14 protein-coding genes are annotated in these 17,462 nt (G+C 26.7%); 12 read left to right on the forward strand and 2 right to left on the reverse strand.

Annotated elements, in window-relative coordinates; all coding sequences use genetic code 11:
- Nucleotides 1-15 precede the first annotated feature (15 nt).
- Entirely contained in the window at nucleotides 16-1,662 is a 1,647-nt protein-coding gene (locus ABIN17_06865; GenBank protein ID MEO0284769.1) for a hypothetical protein, read from the reverse strand.
- A 56-nt stretch (nucleotides 1,663-1,718) separates the two neighbouring features.
- Here ABIN17_06865 and ABIN17_06870 point away from each other — a divergent pair, with 56 nt between their 5' ends.
- The 6 genes from ABIN17_06870 (at nucleotide 1,719) to ABIN17_06895 (ending at nucleotide 9,038) form a co-directional block, all read left to right on the forward strand.
- On the forward strand, nucleotides 1,719-2,585 hold the full coding sequence (locus tag ABIN17_06870) for a hypothetical protein (GenBank protein ID MEO0284770.1): 867 nt from the start codon (nucleotides 1,719-1,721) through the stop codon (nucleotides 2,583-2,585).
- Nucleotides 2,563-4,131 carry a hypothetical protein gene (locus tag ABIN17_06875; protein MEO0284771.1) on the forward strand — a complete coding sequence of 523 codons (1,569 nt, stop codon included), beginning with the start codon at nucleotides 2,563-2,565 and terminating at the stop codon, nucleotides 4,129-4,131. The genes ABIN17_06870 and ABIN17_06875 overlap by 23 nt, the downstream gene beginning before the upstream one ends.
- Nucleotides 4,131-4,475 carry a 6-carboxytetrahydropterin synthase gene (locus ABIN17_06880; protein ID MEO0284772.1) on the forward strand — a complete coding sequence of 115 codons (345 nt, stop codon included), beginning with the start codon at nucleotides 4,131-4,133 and terminating at the stop codon, nucleotides 4,473-4,475. Before ABIN17_06875 ends, ABIN17_06880 begins: the two co-directional genes overlap by 1 nt.
- Nucleotides 4,472-7,132, forward strand: a complete 2,661-nt coding sequence (locus ABIN17_06885; protein MEO0284773.1) for a M1 family metallopeptidase — start codon at nucleotides 4,472-4,474, stop codon at nucleotides 7,130-7,132. Before ABIN17_06880 ends, ABIN17_06885 begins: the two co-directional genes overlap by 4 nt.
- A gap of 34 nt (nucleotides 7,133-7,166) precedes the next feature.
- On the forward strand, nucleotides 7,167-7,688 hold the full coding sequence (locus ABIN17_06890) for a YIP1 family protein (protein MEO0284774.1): 522 nt from the start codon (nucleotides 7,167-7,169) through the stop codon (nucleotides 7,686-7,688).
- Nucleotides 7,689-7,790: 102 nt separating this feature from the next.
- Complete coding sequence (locus ABIN17_06895) at nucleotides 7,791-9,038, forward strand: FAD-linked oxidase C-terminal domain-containing protein (protein ID MEO0284775.1); 1,248 nt, start codon at nucleotides 7,791-7,793, stop codon at nucleotides 9,036-9,038.
- A 423-nt stretch (nucleotides 9,039-9,461) separates the two neighbouring features.
- Here ABIN17_06895 and ABIN17_06900 read toward each other — a convergent pair whose 3' ends face one another.
- Nucleotides 9,462-10,709, reverse strand: coding sequence for a Glu/Leu/Phe/Val dehydrogenase (locus ABIN17_06900; protein ID MEO0284776.1), 1,248 nt, complete (start codon nucleotides 10,707-10,709; stop codon nucleotides 9,462-9,464).
- 147 nt (nucleotides 10,710-10,856) lie between these two features.
- Between ABIN17_06900 and ABIN17_06905 the strand changes: the two genes are divergently transcribed.
- From ABIN17_06905 to ABIN17_06930, 6 genes are read left to right on the forward strand one after another with little or no spacing between them, the layout of a single operon-like run.
- Nucleotides 10,857-11,036 (forward strand): hypothetical protein, encoded by a 180-nt coding sequence (locus ABIN17_06905; protein MEO0284777.1) that lies wholly within the window; start codon nucleotides 10,857-10,859, stop codon nucleotides 11,034-11,036.
- Between the two features lie 27 nt (nucleotides 11,037-11,063).
- On the forward strand, nucleotides 11,064-11,462 hold the full coding sequence (locus tag ABIN17_06910) for a hypothetical protein (GenBank protein MEO0284778.1): 399 nt from the start codon (nucleotides 11,064-11,066) through the stop codon (nucleotides 11,460-11,462).
- A complete protein-coding gene (locus ABIN17_06915) occupies nucleotides 11,459-13,288 on the forward strand; it encodes a DnaA/Hda family protein (GenBank protein MEO0284779.1) in 1,830 nt (609 codons plus the stop codon). The genes ABIN17_06910 and ABIN17_06915 overlap by 4 nt, the downstream gene beginning before the upstream one ends.
- Nucleotides 13,285-14,862 carry a tetratricopeptide repeat protein gene (locus ABIN17_06920; GenBank protein MEO0284780.1) on the forward strand — a complete coding sequence of 526 codons (1,578 nt, stop codon included), beginning with the start codon at nucleotides 13,285-13,287 and terminating at the stop codon, nucleotides 14,860-14,862. The genes ABIN17_06915 and ABIN17_06920 overlap by 4 nt, the downstream gene beginning before the upstream one ends.
- On the forward strand, nucleotides 14,855-15,625 hold the full coding sequence (locus tag ABIN17_06925; GenBank protein ID MEO0284781.1) for a protein-glutamate O-methyltransferase CheR: 771 nt from the start codon (nucleotides 14,855-14,857) through the stop codon (nucleotides 15,623-15,625). The genes ABIN17_06920 and ABIN17_06925 overlap by 8 nt, the downstream gene beginning before the upstream one ends.
- Nucleotides 15,622-17,442: a hypothetical protein gene (locus ABIN17_06930; GenBank protein ID MEO0284782.1), complete on the forward strand. Its 1,821-nt coding sequence runs from the start codon at nucleotides 15,622-15,624 to the stop codon at nucleotides 17,440-17,442. The genes ABIN17_06925 and ABIN17_06930 overlap by 4 nt, the downstream gene beginning before the upstream one ends.
- Nucleotides 17,443-17,462: the final 20 nt, after the last annotated feature.

The following is a 17,462-nucleotide window of genomic DNA, read 5'->3' on the forward strand; positions in this document are numbered from 1 at the left end:
CCTTATTATAATAAATTACTTTAAATTTTGGAAAAAATCAAGTTTTTCTTTAATGTCTTTAATTTTTCTGAGTGCTTTTATATCTTTTTCTTTCCTGTATAAAAACTCAAGAAGAATTATTGACCTTAAAGGGGATATTTTATAATAAATGGATTTTTCAAGGAGTTTTCTGGAATATAATGGATTTTCATCAATCATTAATTCTCCAAGGGTAAGAAGATAAAATGGGTTACCGAGGTAACTTGATTTTTTTGCAAATTCTTCTGCTTTTGCTTTTTCATCCATTAAAATATAAAGATCAGCCCATTTTCCATAGTAATCAGCAGGAGAAAACTCAAAAGGTAATTTTTGTGTTATATAAATTACTCTTTCTAAATTACCTTTACCCATATATAAAGACCATAAATCATAAAGATAAGCAGGATCACTCGTTAAACTGTATTTGATTTCATTTTCTTTTATTAAATCTGAAAACAATTCACTCTCAAACAAATTTTTATTTTTTAAAAAAAAACCTGTTAAAAGTAAAAGAGATAAAGCTATCTTAAATTTTTTGAATTCTTTTTTAATGTTAGATAGACTTATTAAAAGAGAAATAAATAATGGATAATAAAAGGGATAGGCAAGATGAACTCTTGTTTTTAAAATAAAACCTGCTGAGGAATAAAAAGCAAAAAAAGTTAAAAGAAAATCTCTTATGAAAATCGGGAAAAATTCCTTTTCAAAAAGATAATAGGAAATTAGAAAAATAAAAGGAACATTTGTAAAAGTTATCGGAATTAAAATTGATAAAAGGTATGAAAATAAATTTTCTCTTTTTATTGATATAATAAAAAAAATAAGCAAAATAAATAAATAATCAAAAAAATAAAGATTTTTAAAATCAATTTTTTGCCAAGCTGTTAAAAATCCGAAAATTGCAAAAATAGAATAATAGGAAAAATGAAGTTTCAGTTCAAAAAATTTTAATTTATAAAATCTTGTCAAAAATAAAAAAATTAATAAATTGTAAAGCAAAACCTTATCACTTCTGTAATACAAAAACCCACCCTGCATAAAAATTGTTCTATCTTTTAATAGATAATTAGAAATATAAAAAGGGGAACCAAGAAGCACAATTAAAATAAAAGGAAGAGGAAGTAATAGAAAAAATAAAAAATTCTTATTTTTTAAAGAAAGGTATAAAGATAATAAAAAACACGCTGCTAATATCTCTAAAAACTGACCTCTTGAAAAATAAAGTGCATATTGTGTCCAGGTATCAGAAAAAAGGTTTTTTAGAACAAGGGGGGTTTGAAAAAGATAGGAGTATCTCATTCCACCGCCCTGAAAGATAAAGTCATATATCGGTGGTAAAAGAGTTAAAGGACTGAATAAAAAAACAAGTTTTAAAAGCTTTTCTTCATTTTCATAAGTAAAAAATTTTAGAATCAAAACAAAAATTAAAAACACATTAATATAAAAAATTGGATAATCAAGCAAAAGTAATCTCACTGAATCCCAGAAAAGAAGATAAGTTCCTACCCTTAAATTCCATTGAAGTGATGTTTCAATAACCTGTCTTAAATAAAGAAAGGCAAAAGCATAAATCATAACTTTACTCCATGAAACCCCTTCTACTTTCTTTTCCAATTTCTCAAGGAATTTATATAAAAATCCCATCAATAAAAATTAATAAAACTTGAACTTTTTTTTCAATTTATTTTATGATTTTAAGAATGAAAATTTTTATTTTATTTTTTTCATTTACAACTTTTGACTTTGTAAATATTCCTTACTCTGGAACTCAGGCACTCCTTAGAGATAACCATTTTTTAAAACATTTTGAAACAAATAAAATATTTTATAGACCTATTTTTATAGATGAAACAACAAAAATAAAAATCTCAAGTGGATACACCCCATATATTTTAGATATAAATACCCTTTATTTCGCAGGAAATTATAAAAAATTTTATTTTGCTATTTTTTCATACAATGCAGGAAAATTTGAAGTTATTGATTCCTTCGGTTTTAAAACAGGTGAAATAATTAACCCCACACATATAGGTTTTATATTAAACTTTCCCTTTATTCCCTTCAAAAAAACTTTTGAAATACAAAAAGGATTGGGAGTAAAAGTTCTATATGTGAAATTAAAAGAATTCTCTTCACTTGCTTTTGCCATTGATTTATCACTTCTAAAAGAATTTTTGTTTAAAGAAATTCCTTTAAGAGGCTCCCTTGATATAAGAAATCTGGGATTTTCAACAAATAAAAAAGCAAGCCCGGCGCCCTATGAATTATCCTTCTCTTTTTCCGCAAATCTCAATAAATTCATCCCCTCAACTGGCTTTTCCTTGGAAGAAAACCTCTTTTCCTATAGATTATCTTTTCTTTATGAATTAAATAAATTTTTAAACATAATTTTAAATTATGACTCAAGGAGAAAAGACCTTGTTGAATTTGAGGGATTACACAGAGTTATAACAGGTTTTGGCACAGGTTTGATTTTAACAATAAAGAGAGTTTCGCTTTCTTACTCCTATATTCCTTCAGGAATTTTAGAAGACCTTCACAAAATTGATATATCAATTAGTTTTTAGTCTCCTATTTTCAATCTTTGTTTCACTTTTACTATACAGAAGAGAAAAGAATAAAAAAATTTTGTTTACCTTAAGAACTCTTTCTCTTTTTTTTCTATTTCTTTTTCTCACAGATTTTGTTTTTAAAATTGAAGAAAAAAGAAAAATTAAACCCCTTCTTTTAGTTGAAAAAAATTTTGAAAAAGAATACCAAAAAAATAAAGATTTAAAAATTTTCAGAAAAGAAAAGCTTGAAAGTGAAAGCGATTTTATTAATTTACTTAAAAAAATAAGGGAGGAAGATATATTTTATTTAGGATATTTTGATTATGAAAGAAAAAGAGAAATTTTGAATCTTTTAATGAAAAATAAAATAAGGTTTAATTATTTTTTCCCAGAATATTTTAAAAAAGAAGATTTCAAAATTACACCCATATATTTGATTAGAAAAAATAAAAAAGAGGGTTTTTTAATTGAAGGAGATAACATTGAAATTGAAGTTTATGAAAATAAAATAAAAAAGGAAAGCATAAAAATATTAAAGGAAAAATACTATTTTCCAGAATTTAAGCCCAATTCAACAAGAAAAATAACCTTTAAAACTCAAAATTTAACAAAAAATTTTTATGTTACTGATATTGATGAAAATTTCAAAATAAAATTAACATCTGATAACTTTTATCCTGTCATGGGCTTTTTAAATAGATTTTTTAAAAATTATCTCAATGCTGATATTGAAATGGAAATTAAAGGAAAAACTTATAATAAAATGAATACCGATTATGACTTTTATATTGATATATTCACAGAAAGGGAAAGGGATTTACCGAAAATATTTATCCCCTATCCTGACACTTTTCTTGAAGGAGAATTTGATTTTGGGTTTGAAGAAAAAGTTAATATTGAAAAAATTGAATTTAAAAAAAATTTAAAGGGAGATACACTTTTTTATTTTTTCTTAGATAACAAAAAATTGCCTTTAATTTTAGCTAAAGAAAAAAATTTGATAATATCAACACCTGACTTATGGAAAATAAATCTCGCCTCAGAGAGAAATTTAGAAAAAAAATTTATAGAAATAATAAGAAAAAATTTTTTTTCCAATTTAGATCCAAAAATAGTTCCTCTTTTTTCAGAAAAAGAATCAGAAGGTGAATTCAGTTTATCCTTTTTTATTAAAAGTTTTGGTGATAACCCTCCCCTTTTGTCTTTTTACATAAATGGAAAAAAATACTCCCTTAAAAAAGAAACAGAAAATATCTATGAATCACCTTTAATAAATTTTAAAAAGGGTAAATACCTTATAAAAATTTTTAATAACACTTTTAATTTAGAAATAGAAGAAGAAAAAGAAAAGCCCAAATTTTTTGATATTCAATTTCTTGAATCAGCGAGACTCTCTACAGGTGGAGAAAAGATACCTCTGAATTACGATTATAAAACAAAGGAGAAAGAAAAAATTTCTAAAAAAGAAATATTTTCCTCAAAAAGTATTTTTCTCTTATTATTATTTATAACCTTTTACTCAATTGAAATATATTTAAGAAAAAAAAGAGGGCTTTTATAATGGCTTTTATATTGAAATATAAAAATAGTTTCAGGGCAAAACATGCCCTCCTATCTTATAAAGGGAAAAAAGAAGAGCTTCATGAACACCTTTATACGCTTATAGTATCGATCAATGCCAATGAAAGAAATGATGAAGGTTATACAATTGATTTTATGGAAATTAAAAAATTTATAGATCAGCTTTTGCCCAATGAAGGAGAAAATTTAAATGAAAGATTTCCCTTTCCCACTTCAACAGAAAATATTGCAGAATATTTTTATGAGATTATAAAAGAAGTATTTGATGTTAAAGAAATTGAATTATGGCAGGATGACAATTTCTGTGTAATATACAGAAAATGAGTCTTCTTATATTTTTTATTCTACTCTGGGAACAGAAAGTAAATTACAAGATGGATTTAGAACTTGACACTTTAAAGGATATTTTGAGAGGTTATGAGGAAATAACCTATAAAAATAATTCCCCTTATATTCTAAAGGAGTTATATCTTCATTTATATAACAATGCTTACAAAAATCTTAACACATATGCCTATAAAAGTTTTTTCAAGGATTATCTTATTTCATTTATAAGAATAATAGGAAATTTTTTTTATAAAGACGGATATATAGAAATAGATTCAGTAAAAATTAAAAATAAAAAGGTTAGATTTAAAATAGATGAAACTTTGCTTTTAGTATCCCTTGAAGAGGATCTAAAACCATCGGATTCAATAAAATTTGAGATATATTTTAAAAGTAAGGTTCCATCTTTATTTAGATACCGATCAGGTTATAGTAAAAACCACTATGATTTTGGTCAATTTTATCCTGTTATGTGTGTTTTTGATGAAAAGGGATGGCATAATAGAAAATGGCACTTCAATGCTGAATTTTATCACAATTTTTCCAATTATATTGTTAAGATTAAAGTTCCTGGTAATTTTATTGTTGCAGGTGTTGGAGAATGTATTTCAAAAAATGATACAGTTAAAAAAGATGGATTTAAAGAAGTAATTTTTAGAGCAGAAAATGTAATAGATTACTTTTTCTCTTGTGATCCAGATTTTCTATATCAGGATACTATAATTGATAATACTCATATTATTGCCTTTTACAGGAAAAAAAATGAATCTTACAAAGATTCTTTTTTAATAAGGGGAGTAAGGGCATATAACTATTTAAAAGAAATATTTGGTGAATATCCTTATAAATGGCTAAAGATTGTTGATGGTTTAATTATGGGAGGAATGGAGTATCCTGGTCTTGCCTTATGTGGTAGAGATACATTTGATTTAATTCTTCATGAAATTGGTCACACATATTTTATGGGGATTCTTGCTTCAAATCAGGAAGATGAAGCATGGCTTGATGAAGGAGGCACTTCTTTTATAACTGATTATTACAAATTTAAAAAGAAAAAAAATTTAAAAATTTTCTATGAGAATTCAAAAAATATAACTGAAACAATAAGGGAGGGTTTTGATGATATTCTTTTAACGGCTTCTTATGCTTTTAAAAATAATTATTTTTCAGTTTATTCAAAAGGCTCTCATATTTATGCAATGCTTTTTGATATAATGGGAGAAGAAAATTTTGAAAAATTTCTAAAGGAATACTACATAAGATTTAGATTTAAACATCCCGATACTGACAGTTTATTTAAAGTAGCAGAGGAAATTTACGGAAAATCTTTAAAAGAGATAAAAAATATATATGTAAAGGGATTACCTTTAAATGATTATGAGATTGTAAAATTTAAAAAATTTAAAGAAAAAGATAAATGGTTAAATGAGATTAAAATTAAAAATAATGGTAATACAATTTATCCAATCAGTTTATTTCTTTTAAAAGGGAAAGATACTTTTAAAACAAAAATAGATTTTTTCAAAAGAGATACTATTATAAAAATTCAAACTGATTTTGAACCTGAAAAAATAATTCTTGACCCTTATAATTTTTCCCTTGATATAAAAAGAATAAATAACTTTTATCCAGTTAATTTTGAAAGAAAATTATCCTTAAATCATACCCCTCAAGAAAACGGATTTTATTTAAATTATTTTCCTTTTTTATTTTATTCACCTTTTTCTTACATTTCCCCTGGTTTTAATTTTACCTTTTCCTATTTAAAAAAATATCCCTCTCTTAATGGAGAAATTTTCTATTCTGCAAAGGGAAAGGATATTTATTATAACCTTAAATATAGCATAAGTTTTCCTTTTGTTTTTCCCCAGAATATCATATACTTAAATTCTCTATTTTTTGAAAGTAATTATTTCCTAAAAATAGGTTTTAAAAAAAGATATCAGGAATATTTATTGGATCCTAAAAAAGGAATTTTTCTTTCAGAATTTATTTATAAAAACTCAAAAAAAGAAAGTAAATTTTTTGAGGATGCAAATTATGCAGGTTTTAATTTTGGATTTTATATTTTCCCTGTTACTGACTTATTTTATAATGAGATTACCGTTAATTTTTCTTTTTATCCCCAAAGATTTTCAGGAGATTATAACTTTAAAAAATTTTTTATAAAATATGAACTTTCTTTTAGCCCTTTTTATCCCTATTTATCTTACATAAATCCTTTTGACCTTATAAATATAAAATTTTTTTACGGCAGAATTGAGGGCCATTTCCCTTTACAGGAGTTCTTTAACAATTATTCCATTTCCTCTTATGATATCTTGAGTTCCCCTTTTGAAAGAATTTCTCTTTTATCTTCTGATTATACCTTTACAGGTGAGGAAGGAATTTATTTAAAAGGTTATAAATTTGTAAGATTTAAAAATGTTTTATCTTTTTCCTTTTCTTCAGGTTTCAAAATTTTTGGAATTTTTTATGAAAAGATTTTATGGGGTGACTTCAATCTTTGGGATTCAGGAATTTACTTTAAAAAAAACTTTAAGAATTTTATGTTAAAAATATATTTACCTTTTTATATAAATAACCCCGAACTTAATAAGGAAAAGAACAATTTTGATTTTAGAATTAAAATTGTGTTAAAATTTTTTGAATAAAAGGTTCAAATCCTAAAAATTAGAAAGGAAAAAAATGGATTTCGGAAAAATAGTTGAAAAGGCTCTTTCAATTTTACAATTAAAAGAAGATGTAATAAAGGAAGTATCTGAAAAACCTGAATATTTAACTTTTTCAATTTTAATTGTTGCTATTGCGGGACTTGCAAGTTCAATTGGTTCTTTTAAGTTTATTCCAGGTATAATCACTGGTCCAATTGTTGCTGTGATTGGATTTTTTATTGGGGTTGGAATATTGTGGATTATTGCAAAAATCTTCGGCGGTAAAGGAGATTACCTCTCTTACTTTAAACCTCTTGCAATGTCTGATATAATTCAATGGGTTACAGTTATACCTTTTATAGGCTTTTTTCTTGGTGCCATTGCCTCAATATGGATGGTAATTGTTGCCATAAAGGTAACACAGATTGTTCATGAACTTGATCTTCCTAAGGCGGTGCTTGTAGTTTTAATACCGATTGGTGTAGTCTTCTTCCTGTTTCTTCTTTTTGGGGCCGCAGCCTTTGCTGTAATTGGAATGAAGGGATTAAGACCTTAATCAAAAATAAAAGAAATTTTATCTAAATTTGAAAATAAATTATTAAGAGATAAAGATTTATTAAGTAAATATTCTGAGGACGAATCAAAAGTTAAGGGTAAAATACCTGAATTTGTATTTCTACCTGAAAAAGCAGAAGAAGTCTCCGAATTTGTTAAATACTGCTTTAGGTATAAAATTCCAATAACACCGAGAGGAGGGGGAACAGGTCTTTCAGGCGGAGCTGTTCCCTTAAAAGGTGGTGTTATATCCTTTGAAAGGATGAATAAAATTATTGATATTGATGAAATAAATCAGTATGTGGTTCTTGAACCTGGTGTAGTTACAGGAGAAATTAATAAAGTTCTTAAATCCTTTGATCTTTTTTATCCACCTGATCCAATGAGTCTTGATTCATGTACCATAGGTGGTAATGTTGCAACAAATGCAGGTGGTCCTAAGGCTTATAAATATGGTGTTACATCAAATTACCTTCTTGAACTGGAATGTGTATTTCCAAATGGAAATATAGAAACCATAGGTAAAAAAACAAGAAAATGGAAAGCTGGTTACAACCTGTTGAATCTTTTGTGTGGTTCTGAAGGCACACTTGCATTATTTACAAAGGTTACTCTTAAGGTAATTCCAAAGCCTGAAAAAGAGATTCTTATAATGCTTGGATTTGAAGAAAATAATAAACTTTTTGAGTTTGTAAAAAAAATTATAAAAAATAAATTTTTCCCTTCAGTAATTGAATTTATGGATAAAAGTTGTTTTAATTTAGTGAAAGATAAAATTGAAAAATTTTTTCAATCAGAAAGTTCTATACTTTTTATCAGTTTTGAGGGAGGAGAAAAAGATATAGAAAAAATTATTGAAAGATTTTATTTGCTAACAGAAAAAGAAAAAATAAATAACATTTTTATAGGAGATGATAAAAATACAATTGAAAGAATGTGGAATATAAGAAAAAATATGTTTTATGAAACAGAAAAAATGGGTTTTAAAGTTCATTCAGAGGATTTAGGTATAACATTAACAAAAGCTATAGAATTTATTGAGAATATCAAAAAAATTCTAAAGGATTATAATAAAGAAGGTTATATATTCGGTCATCTTGGTGATGGAAATATACATATAAATTTGACTTATAAAAAGGAAGAAAAAGGGTTAATTAGAAAGATCTCAAAAAATATATGGGAACTAATAATAAAACATGGTGGAACAATAACTGCAGAACATGGAATAGGTTATTTAAAAAAGGAAGGATTTAAAAGGGAAATATCACCTTATTTATATAGAATTCATAAAGATATTAAAAAAATTTTTGACCCAAAGGGAATTTTGAATCCAGGAAAAATTTTTTACTAAATTTTAACTCAAATTAAAATAATCAGAGTGAGAAATTTTATTTAAAGATTTATATGGTTTTAATTAATTTTTCCGGTTCAGCAAGATTACAAAAAGTGCCTCCTAAAAAATGTTACTTTTAAAATCTTTTTTAAATCTTTCAATATGGGCATTTTCTCATATTTTTTTTCATCTACCCTTTTAAAGATTTGTAAGCACAAAACCAAACTTTTTCTTTAATTTAACCACACAGAAAATATCCCTTTTAAACCAAATCACCTGAAAAAAGATTATATTTTACTTTCTAAACAAAATTAATCTTCAACTAATAATTACCTAAATCTATTTTTTAAATTTCTTTTTTTAATTTAACTGATGATTAAAAATTTAAAAGGGGGAGGGAGAATAATACTCTCCCTTACCCCCTGTTATATATCTCCTTAATTACACCCAGCCTCTCAATTTCATTCCTTCAACTACTCTTCTCACAGCAACTGCATATGCAGCAGTTCTGGGGTCAACATTAAATTCTTTCATAGCATCCCAGACAGCATTAAAGGACTTTGTCATTTTATTATCAAGTTTTGAATAAACCTCTTCCTCTTCCCAGTACAACCCAGTAATATTCTGAACCCATTCAAAGTAAGAAACAGTAACACCACCTGCATTAGCAAGAAAATCAGGTAAAAATAAAATATTCTTCCTATGCAAAATTTCATCAGCTTCAGGAGTAACAGGTCCATTTGCAAGCTCTAAAATTATTTTAGCCTTTATTCTTTTTGCATTTTCTCCTGTTATAACCTCCTCAAGTGCTGCCGGAATAAGAATATCCACATCCAGTTCAAGAAGTTCCTCATTTGTTATTTTTTCACTTCCTTTAAAACCAACCACAGAACCTGTTTTATTTTTATGTTCAAAAACTTCCTCAAATAAAAGACCTTTCTTATTAAAAATTCCTCCTTTTGAATCACTGACAGCAATGACTTTTGTTCCAAACATCTCTGTTATGAGTTTGTGGGCAAAGTATCCTGCATTTCCGTATCCCTGAATTGCACAGGTTGCTTTTTTAAGGTCTATCCCGAGTTTTTTAGCAGCTTCTCTCAATACATACATACCACCTCTTGCAGTAGCATCATTTCTTCCAACAGAACCACCTATTCTTAAAGGTTTCCCGGTAATTACCCCAGGGGCATTATACTGTCTTATTTTGCTGAATTCATCCATCATCCAAGCCATTATCTGGGGATTTGTGTAAACATCAGGAGCAGGAATATCTTTTTCAGGTCCTATAACCTGAGCTATAGCTCTTATATATCCTCTTGAAAGTTCTTCCAGTTCCCTTTGAGACATTTCTTTTGGATTACATACAACACCACCCTTTCCCCCTCCATAAGGTAAATCCATAAGTGCTGTTTTCCATGTCATCCAGGCTGCAAGTGCTCTAACAGTATCAATAGTTTCCTCAGGATGGAATCTTATACCACCTTTTGTTGGCCCAAGAGCATCATTATACTGGACCCTGAACCCTCTAAACACCTTAACAGTTCCATTATCCATTCTAACAGGTATAGAAACATGTATTTCCCGCATAGGCCACCTTAACATCTCATGAATATGAGGCTCAAGTTTTAAAACTTGGGCAGCTCTATCAAGCTGCTCCTGAGCAACTTCAAAGGGATTTTTTTTAGCCATTTTTAGTCCTCCAATTGTTATTTTTAAATTGTAGGGGATTTAACCCTCCTCCTTTTTTATAATTTTATAATAACTTTACAAATTCAGTCAAATATTTTAAAATATAATTATAAGGTTCAAGCCCTTTTTAAAAAAAGAGGTTAAAAAATGAACATCTCAAAAATAATATTTATACTTTCCCTTATTACTTTTATAATAGCACTTGTTTTAAAGCTTACAGGCACTGAATTCCCACATCTTTTTAAACCCTATACCTACCTGAAAGGGACCTGGACATTACTTTTATTTTCTATTAGTTACCATTTGATTTTTGAAAAGGGGAAATAAAAGGGAAAATTATTTTAAAATATATATGTGAATAAAGACACTTTAATTTTAGGTGTTGAAGAATTTGTTGAATTACAGAAATTACTTGATGATTTTACATACAGAGCAAACACACACTCTTCAATGCTTTCTACCCTTTCAGGACAATTGCTTGTTTCTTCAGGCTTTAAAACTCCCTTTAATCTCCTTGCAATATCAGCACTCCTTGCAGGAATTTTTCAAAGCACAAGAGAATTGGCAAGAATAATAGGAGAAAAAAATTTTATAACTTTTTTTCAGGAAGGTAACAGCTGGAATATATATTACACCCTGGTTGGAGAAGACCTGCTCCTTACCACCTTTTTTGATGATAGAACTATACTGGGAATGGTAGAAGTTCAGGCAAAAAAACTTGCAAAAAGGATAAATGAACTTTTGAAAAAATGACTCTTTTAAATCCAAGATTTACCTTTAAAAACTTTGTGGAATACAAAGGAAATAGAATGGCAAAAAGAGCACTTGAAACCATAATAGAAGATCCACTTGTTTTCAATCCAGTCTTTATATACTCAGAACCAGGAATGGGTAAAACCCACCTTGTAACTGCCCTTACACACAGATTAAGAGAAAAAAACATTAAGGACATTTTTCTCATACCAAAAGAATTTGAAAAAAATTATGAAAAAATATACGATTTTAAAAAGGGATTTTTAATCATTGATAATTTTGAAAATTTTTCAAAAATAAAAAGTGAAATAATTGAGGAGTTCACGAATAATTTTGAAATACTTCTTGCAAATGAAGTTGAAATAATTCTCTCTTCCTCAGTTCCCTATAATGAATTAAAGGACCTACCTTTCGAACTTTTATCAAGGATAAAAGGGGGTCTCTTAATAGAAATATTGCCACCTGATGAGGAAGACATCAAAATCATAATAAAAGAGAAACTAATTAAAAGAGGAATAGAATTAGAGGAAAGATTTATTAATTTAATTTCAAGGAAAAACTACAAAAATATAAGAGAAATAGAAGGTGATATAAATAAAATTTTTTTAAGGTTTATTTCAAAAGAAAAAATTGAAGAAAAAGATATAGAAGAGATAACAGGAATATCACTTCCTATACTATTCTTTTCAGATATAATTCCTGAAATTGAAAAAAGCCTTGAAAAATTAGAAATAGTTGCAAGGGAAGAGGAAGCTTTAAAAACAGCCTTAAAGGAAAAAATTTATATATGGGAAATGAAGGGATTTAAAATTGATAGACTCAAAAAACTTATAGGAGTGAAAGACTTGCAGATTTTAAAAGAAGAATACAGAAAATTTATCAGCGATGTTACAAAACTGATTGAGTATCAAAAAATTTATGGTGAAATAGGAGTTCAAGATATAGAAATTGAAAAAGCTCTTTTTGATCCTGATAGGGTCTTTGAGGTTGAAAAATGGATAGAAGAAATAAAGAGTCGGGTTTCAAAAAAAGAAGAGCCAATAATTTTAGAAGAAGCAATAAAGGAAACTGAAGAAATTGAAGAAGTTATAGAAGTAAAAGAAGAAGAAAAAGTATTTATAATTGAATCTGAGTATAACAGGAATGTTCTTGAAGAAATAAAAAAACAAGCAAGAGAAGGTAAGCCTGAGATTCTACTTATCTTCTCTCAGGGAAGAAGGGGACTTTCAACTCATCTTCTTTATGCTTATGAAATAAATAAAGAAAAGAAAAAAGTTTTTTACCACTCAAATGACATATCGGATTTATTCTTTGAAGAAGAAAGTAAACTTAATACAATTTTTAAAGATTATAATTTTATTGTGATAGATGATGCGGAAATATTTTTTGACGTTGAGGATTTAAGAGATAAAATTTTACCTTTAATTATAGAAGAAAAAAATAAGGGAAAAAAATTTTTAATAGGAATAAAGAAAAATCCTGAAGAAATCTATTTACCAGAAAAATACAAAAAATTATTTGAATCTTCAAAAAATGTTTCTTTAAAAAAACCAGATAAAAAAATACTTGAAGAAATTTTAAAGGAAAAAATAAAAAAAGAAAACTTGAATTTCGATGAAAATCTGAAAGAAGAAATTCTTAATAAAGATTTTTTTGATTTAAAAGAATTTGAAGATTATCTTGAGGAAACTCAGAAAAAAATTGAAAATAGAGTAAAAAAAGAAGAAATTGAAAAAATTCTAAAGGGAATCTCAGTTAATGAGAAAAGTAATATGATTTTTGATATTGAAATAATAGAAGAAAGAATTTTTGAGGATTACCCATGAGAGGTTCTCTTAAAGAGGTGCCTTTTTCTGATGTGGTTCAGTTGATGGTTATGGGTAAAAAAACAGGAAGGTTATCAGTAACAAATGGAGAAGATTTTTTAGAACTATATTTTAAAGGGGGAATAGTAATATATGGTAAAATGGTTAATAGACCTGAGAGAATAGGGGAAATTCTTTTAGCGAAAGGAATAATTGATGAGGAAAAGTTAAAAGAAGCCAAATCACTTGTTGAAAAAGGAAAACCAAATATAGGAAGTGCTCTTTTAGAACTTAATGTTCCAGAAAAGGAAATTAAAAAAACCTATGAAGAGGAAATTAAAAAATTTGTTGCCAATGCAATTTCATGGAATGATGGATATTTTAACTTTGAACCTGATGAATTTCCAAAGGAAAGACCTGTTGTTTCTATTGATCCTTCTTATCTACTTTTAGAATCTGCAAGAACCTTTGATGAATGGCGAAAAATAGAAGATATTATTCCATCCTTAAATGAAATATGTCTTTTAAAAGACAAAACCTATGAGCCAAAAGATGAAAAAGAAGCTAAAATTATTGAACGAATTGATGAAAAAAAAACTGTAAAAGAAATTTTAGAGGAAACAGGTGAAAATCTCTTTGACCTTGCTGAGGCTTTTAAAAATCTCCTCTTAAAAGGGGTTATAGAAACAAAAGAAAAAATTGAAAAGGAAGAAGTTTCAAAAGCAAAAATTCTTGAACATATAAACTTAGGGTATGCCTTTTTAAAAACAGGATTATTGGAAGAGGCTGAAAGAGAATTTAAAAGACTCAATGAACTTGCTCCCCATAAACCAGAAGGTTATTTTTATTTAGGGCTTCTTTTTATTTATAAAAAGGAGTTCGAAAAAGCAATTTCTTATCTAAATGAAGCATTAAAATTAGACCCACTTAATCCAAAAATACTTAACAATTTGCTTTATATTTACCTCGAAACTAAAAGGTTAGAGGAAGCAGAAAAAATTATAAAAGAGCTAGATGAAAGCAAAATTGATGATGAAAGATTCTTACTTAATAAGGCAATTTATTTTGAAAAAATTGGGGAAAAAGAAAAGTCAGAGGAAATAATAAGAGCATTAATGAAGGAAAAATCTTTCTTAAAAACACCTTATATTCTTCTTGCTCAGAAACTTTATAATGAAAAAAAGTTTCTTCAGGTTATAGAGATACTTTCAATAATAAAAGGCTATGATCCGAAAAATCCTGAAGTTAATTATGGTCTCGGTTTATCATACAGAGCTTTAGGGAAAATAAAGGAAGCTGAAGAATTTTTGAAAAATGCTATGAAACTATCTCCATCAAATATAAAGTATAAACTCGCCCTTGCTGATTTTTATTACGAAAAGGGAAAATTTGATGAATGTAAAAATCTATACACACAAGTTTTATCAATTGATAAACTCAACAAGGAAGCCTTATTCAGAATGGGAAATATTTATTTAAAAGAAGGTAAATACGAAAATGCTCTTAAATATTTTGAAGAGATCTTAAAAATTGAACCTGAAAACAGAGTGGTAAAAAGAAATGTTGAAATTATCAGAAAAACTATTAATGTTTGATTTAAAAAGTATAAAAGAAATAATACTTGAAAAAACAGGTATTGATTTATCCTATTACAGAGATAGTTACCTTGAAAGAAGAATAAGAGTAAGGATGAGGAAAAGCGGGTTTTCAAATTTTTTCGATTATATTGAAAAACTGGAAAGTGATTTTGAAGAAAGAAAAAAATTTATAGATGAAATAGGAATAAATGTATCATACTTTTTCAGAAATAAAACTACCTTTGAAGAGATAAGAAGGTTAATTATACCTGAGTTAAGAAATAGAAAAACAATTAATATATGGAGTGCTGGATGTGCTTCTGGAGAAGAACCTTATTCCTTAGCTATAATTTTAAATGAAGAAAAAATAGAAAACTACAAAATATTGGCAACGGATATTGATAGTGAAATAATTGAAAAGGCAAAAGAAGGGATTTATTCCCCTGATAAGTTTATTGAAACACCTAAGGAATTTATTGAAAAATATTTTTCTAAAATAAATGAAAAATATAAAATAGTTGAGTATTTGAAAAAAAATATTACATTTTTTCTTCATGATGTAATAAAAAAACCACCACTTTTTAATTTTGACCTCGTTCTTTGCAGAAATGTTGTTATATATTTTATTAAGGATAAACAAAAAATTGTATTCGAAAATCTATATAATAGCCTGAAAAAAGGGGGGTTTCTTGTTCTTGGTAAAACAGAATTCCTTCCCTTTGAATTTAATGATAAATTTGATTACATTTCAAAATCTGAAAGAATATTGAAAAAATTATGAAAGAAGAAAAATTTTTTATTCCTGTTTTGGATACAAATTACGAGGAAAGTTACAATTTAAGTTATCCAGAATGGAGAATAAAATTTGAGAAATTATTACAGGAAATGGAAAAGGGAAATCTAAGATATATATATTTAGGAGCAAATACTTCCTTTTTCCTTAGATTTTATAAAGAAAACATTTTAGAAGAAATTAAAATAAATCTTCCCCTTAGATTAAAAAAAATTGGTTTAAACACACTTTATTACTTTATTCCAGTAAATGTTATTGATTCCTTTTCCTTGATTTTAAACTTTAAAATTATTTTTGAAGAATTGAAGGAAAGTTTTTCAGGAGAAAGAACACTTTACTTGCCTTATATAAATAAACTTCCTAAAGGATTTTTAGCACTTTTAAAGGGATTTGGCATAGAATTCATATTTTCAAGAGTTCCTGTAAAAAGACCCTACTTAATAAGGAATGATATTGAAAATGATATAAAAATAGTTAATGTTTCTTCTGACTCAAAAATTGTATTTCTTGATTCCTTTCTAATAAATGAAGATATAAGTAAAAATTTATTCTCTATTGAAGAGATAACATCAAGTATTCCTGATAAGGGTGAATTGTATGAATTTAAATCAGAAGTCAAAATCAAGAAAAGTTTTCCATATTTTAAAAAACTTGAAGAAGTTATTTTTAAATACCATATTTTAAACACAGTATTAAAAATTGAAAATCCTAATATTTCAAATTATTATATTAAAGAAAAAATAAAAAATTTTTTAACCCTCTATAATTCAGAAAATATCGAACTTTTAAAGGAAGAAATAAGGGAAATAAAGCAATATGGTAAAAAGTTAAAAGAAGATTTTCTTGATAATAGTAAAAAATTCTCAGTCTTCAATCCTTTACCCTATAAATTTAATTATTACAGAATAATAAATAACAAACTTTATAAAGCAGAAGCTAAACCTTTTTCCTTTTCAGAATTGAAGGAAGAAGAATCCTATGAAAAAAATCTGGATTTTAGAATTTATAATAGAGGTAACATAAAATTTTATGAACTTTTAATTCTTACAAAATTAATTGGTGAAAAAGGTGAACTTAAAGGTGGAATTTTTGAAGAAGAAGTTATAAAGGAAAACTTTATTAAAACTAAATCAAAATTAAGATTGAGTGATAAATCTTACGATTATTCAATTACATTAATTCCTCATGATAACCTTTTAAAAATAAGAGGAAAACTAAAAAATATAAATAAATGTGAAATTTTAATAGGTAGTGAAAAGAACTTAAATATTAGGGAATTTTCCCTCTTTGAATTAGAGGAATTGACTCTTGAGAAAACCTATTCCGGTTTTCTTATTATTGATGGTGATAACAGATATCTTATAAAAACAATACCTGGAATAGGTGTTAAAAAATATAACAATACCTTGAAACTTATTTTTGAAGGAAAGGTAAGCTTTGATATAAAGAAAATTTCTGAATCTTTAATCCTTGAGTATATGAAGTATAAATATAAACCCATTATTTTTGAAGGCTTACCTAAAAAGGAACTTTCTTCAATTTTTGAAATAAAAAATGAAGATACAAATTTTATTTATATGGATGTTAAAGAAAATATGCTTTATATATACCTTTATTCAGAGGAAAAAGATAATATAAAAATTCTTTTTAAGGGAAAACCTCTTGAAGCTTTTATTTTTGACTTAAAGGCTAATAAAAAACTTGATAAAGTTATGATTAGGGATAGATGGGTAATAATACCCCCAAAAAAGGGAATTTTCTGTATTGGGGTTGACATAAAAACTTTCCCCTTTTCAATATTTTAATGATAAAAGATTCAATTTTA

Source organism: candidate division WOR-3 bacterium (assembly GCA_039803925.1).
Taxonomy (GTDB): Bacteria; Hydrothermota; Hydrothermia; order Hydrothermales; family JAJRUZ01; genus JBCNVI01.

What these genes read in the sequence shown, in the direction of transcription:
- ABIN17_06865 (MEO0284769.1), bottom strand. Translation starts at nt 1,662, where the DNA reads ATGGGATTTTTATATAAATTCCTTGAGAAATTGGAAAAGAAAGTAGAA.
- ABIN17_06870 (MEO0284770.1), top strand. Translation starts at nt 1,719, where the DNA reads ATGAAAATTTTTATTTTATTTTTTTCATTTACAACTTTTGACTTTGTA.
- ABIN17_06880 (MEO0284772.1), top strand. Translation starts at nt 4,131, where the DNA reads ATGGCTTTTATATTGAAATATAAAAATAGTTTCAGGGCAAAACATGCC.
- ABIN17_06885 (MEO0284773.1), top strand. Translation starts at nt 4,472, where the DNA reads ATGAGTCTTCTTATATTTTTTATTCTACTCTGGGAACAGAAAGTAAAT.
- ABIN17_06890 (MEO0284774.1), top strand. Translation starts at nt 7,167, where the DNA reads ATGGATTTCGGAAAAATAGTTGAAAAGGCTCTTTCAATTTTACAATTA.
- ABIN17_06900 (MEO0284776.1), bottom strand. Translation starts at nt 10,709, where the DNA reads ATGGCTAAAAAAAATCCCTTTGAAGTTGCTCAGGAGCAGCTTGATAGA.
- ABIN17_06905 (MEO0284777.1), top strand. Translation starts at nt 10,857, where the DNA reads ATGAACATCTCAAAAATAATATTTATACTTTCCCTTATTACTTTTATA.
- ABIN17_06915 (MEO0284779.1), top strand. Translation starts at nt 11,459, where the DNA reads ATGACTCTTTTAAATCCAAGATTTACCTTTAAAAACTTTGTGGAATAC.
- ABIN17_06920 (MEO0284780.1), top strand. Translation starts at nt 13,285, where the DNA reads ATGAGAGGTTCTCTTAAAGAGGTGCCTTTTTCTGATGTGGTTCAGTTG.
- ABIN17_06925 (MEO0284781.1), top strand. Translation starts at nt 14,855, where the DNA reads ATGTTTGATTTAAAAAGTATAAAAGAAATAATACTTGAAAAAACAGGT.
- ABIN17_06930 (MEO0284782.1), top strand. Translation starts at nt 15,622, where the DNA reads ATGAAAGAAGAAAAATTTTTTATTCCTGTTTTGGATACAAATTACGAG.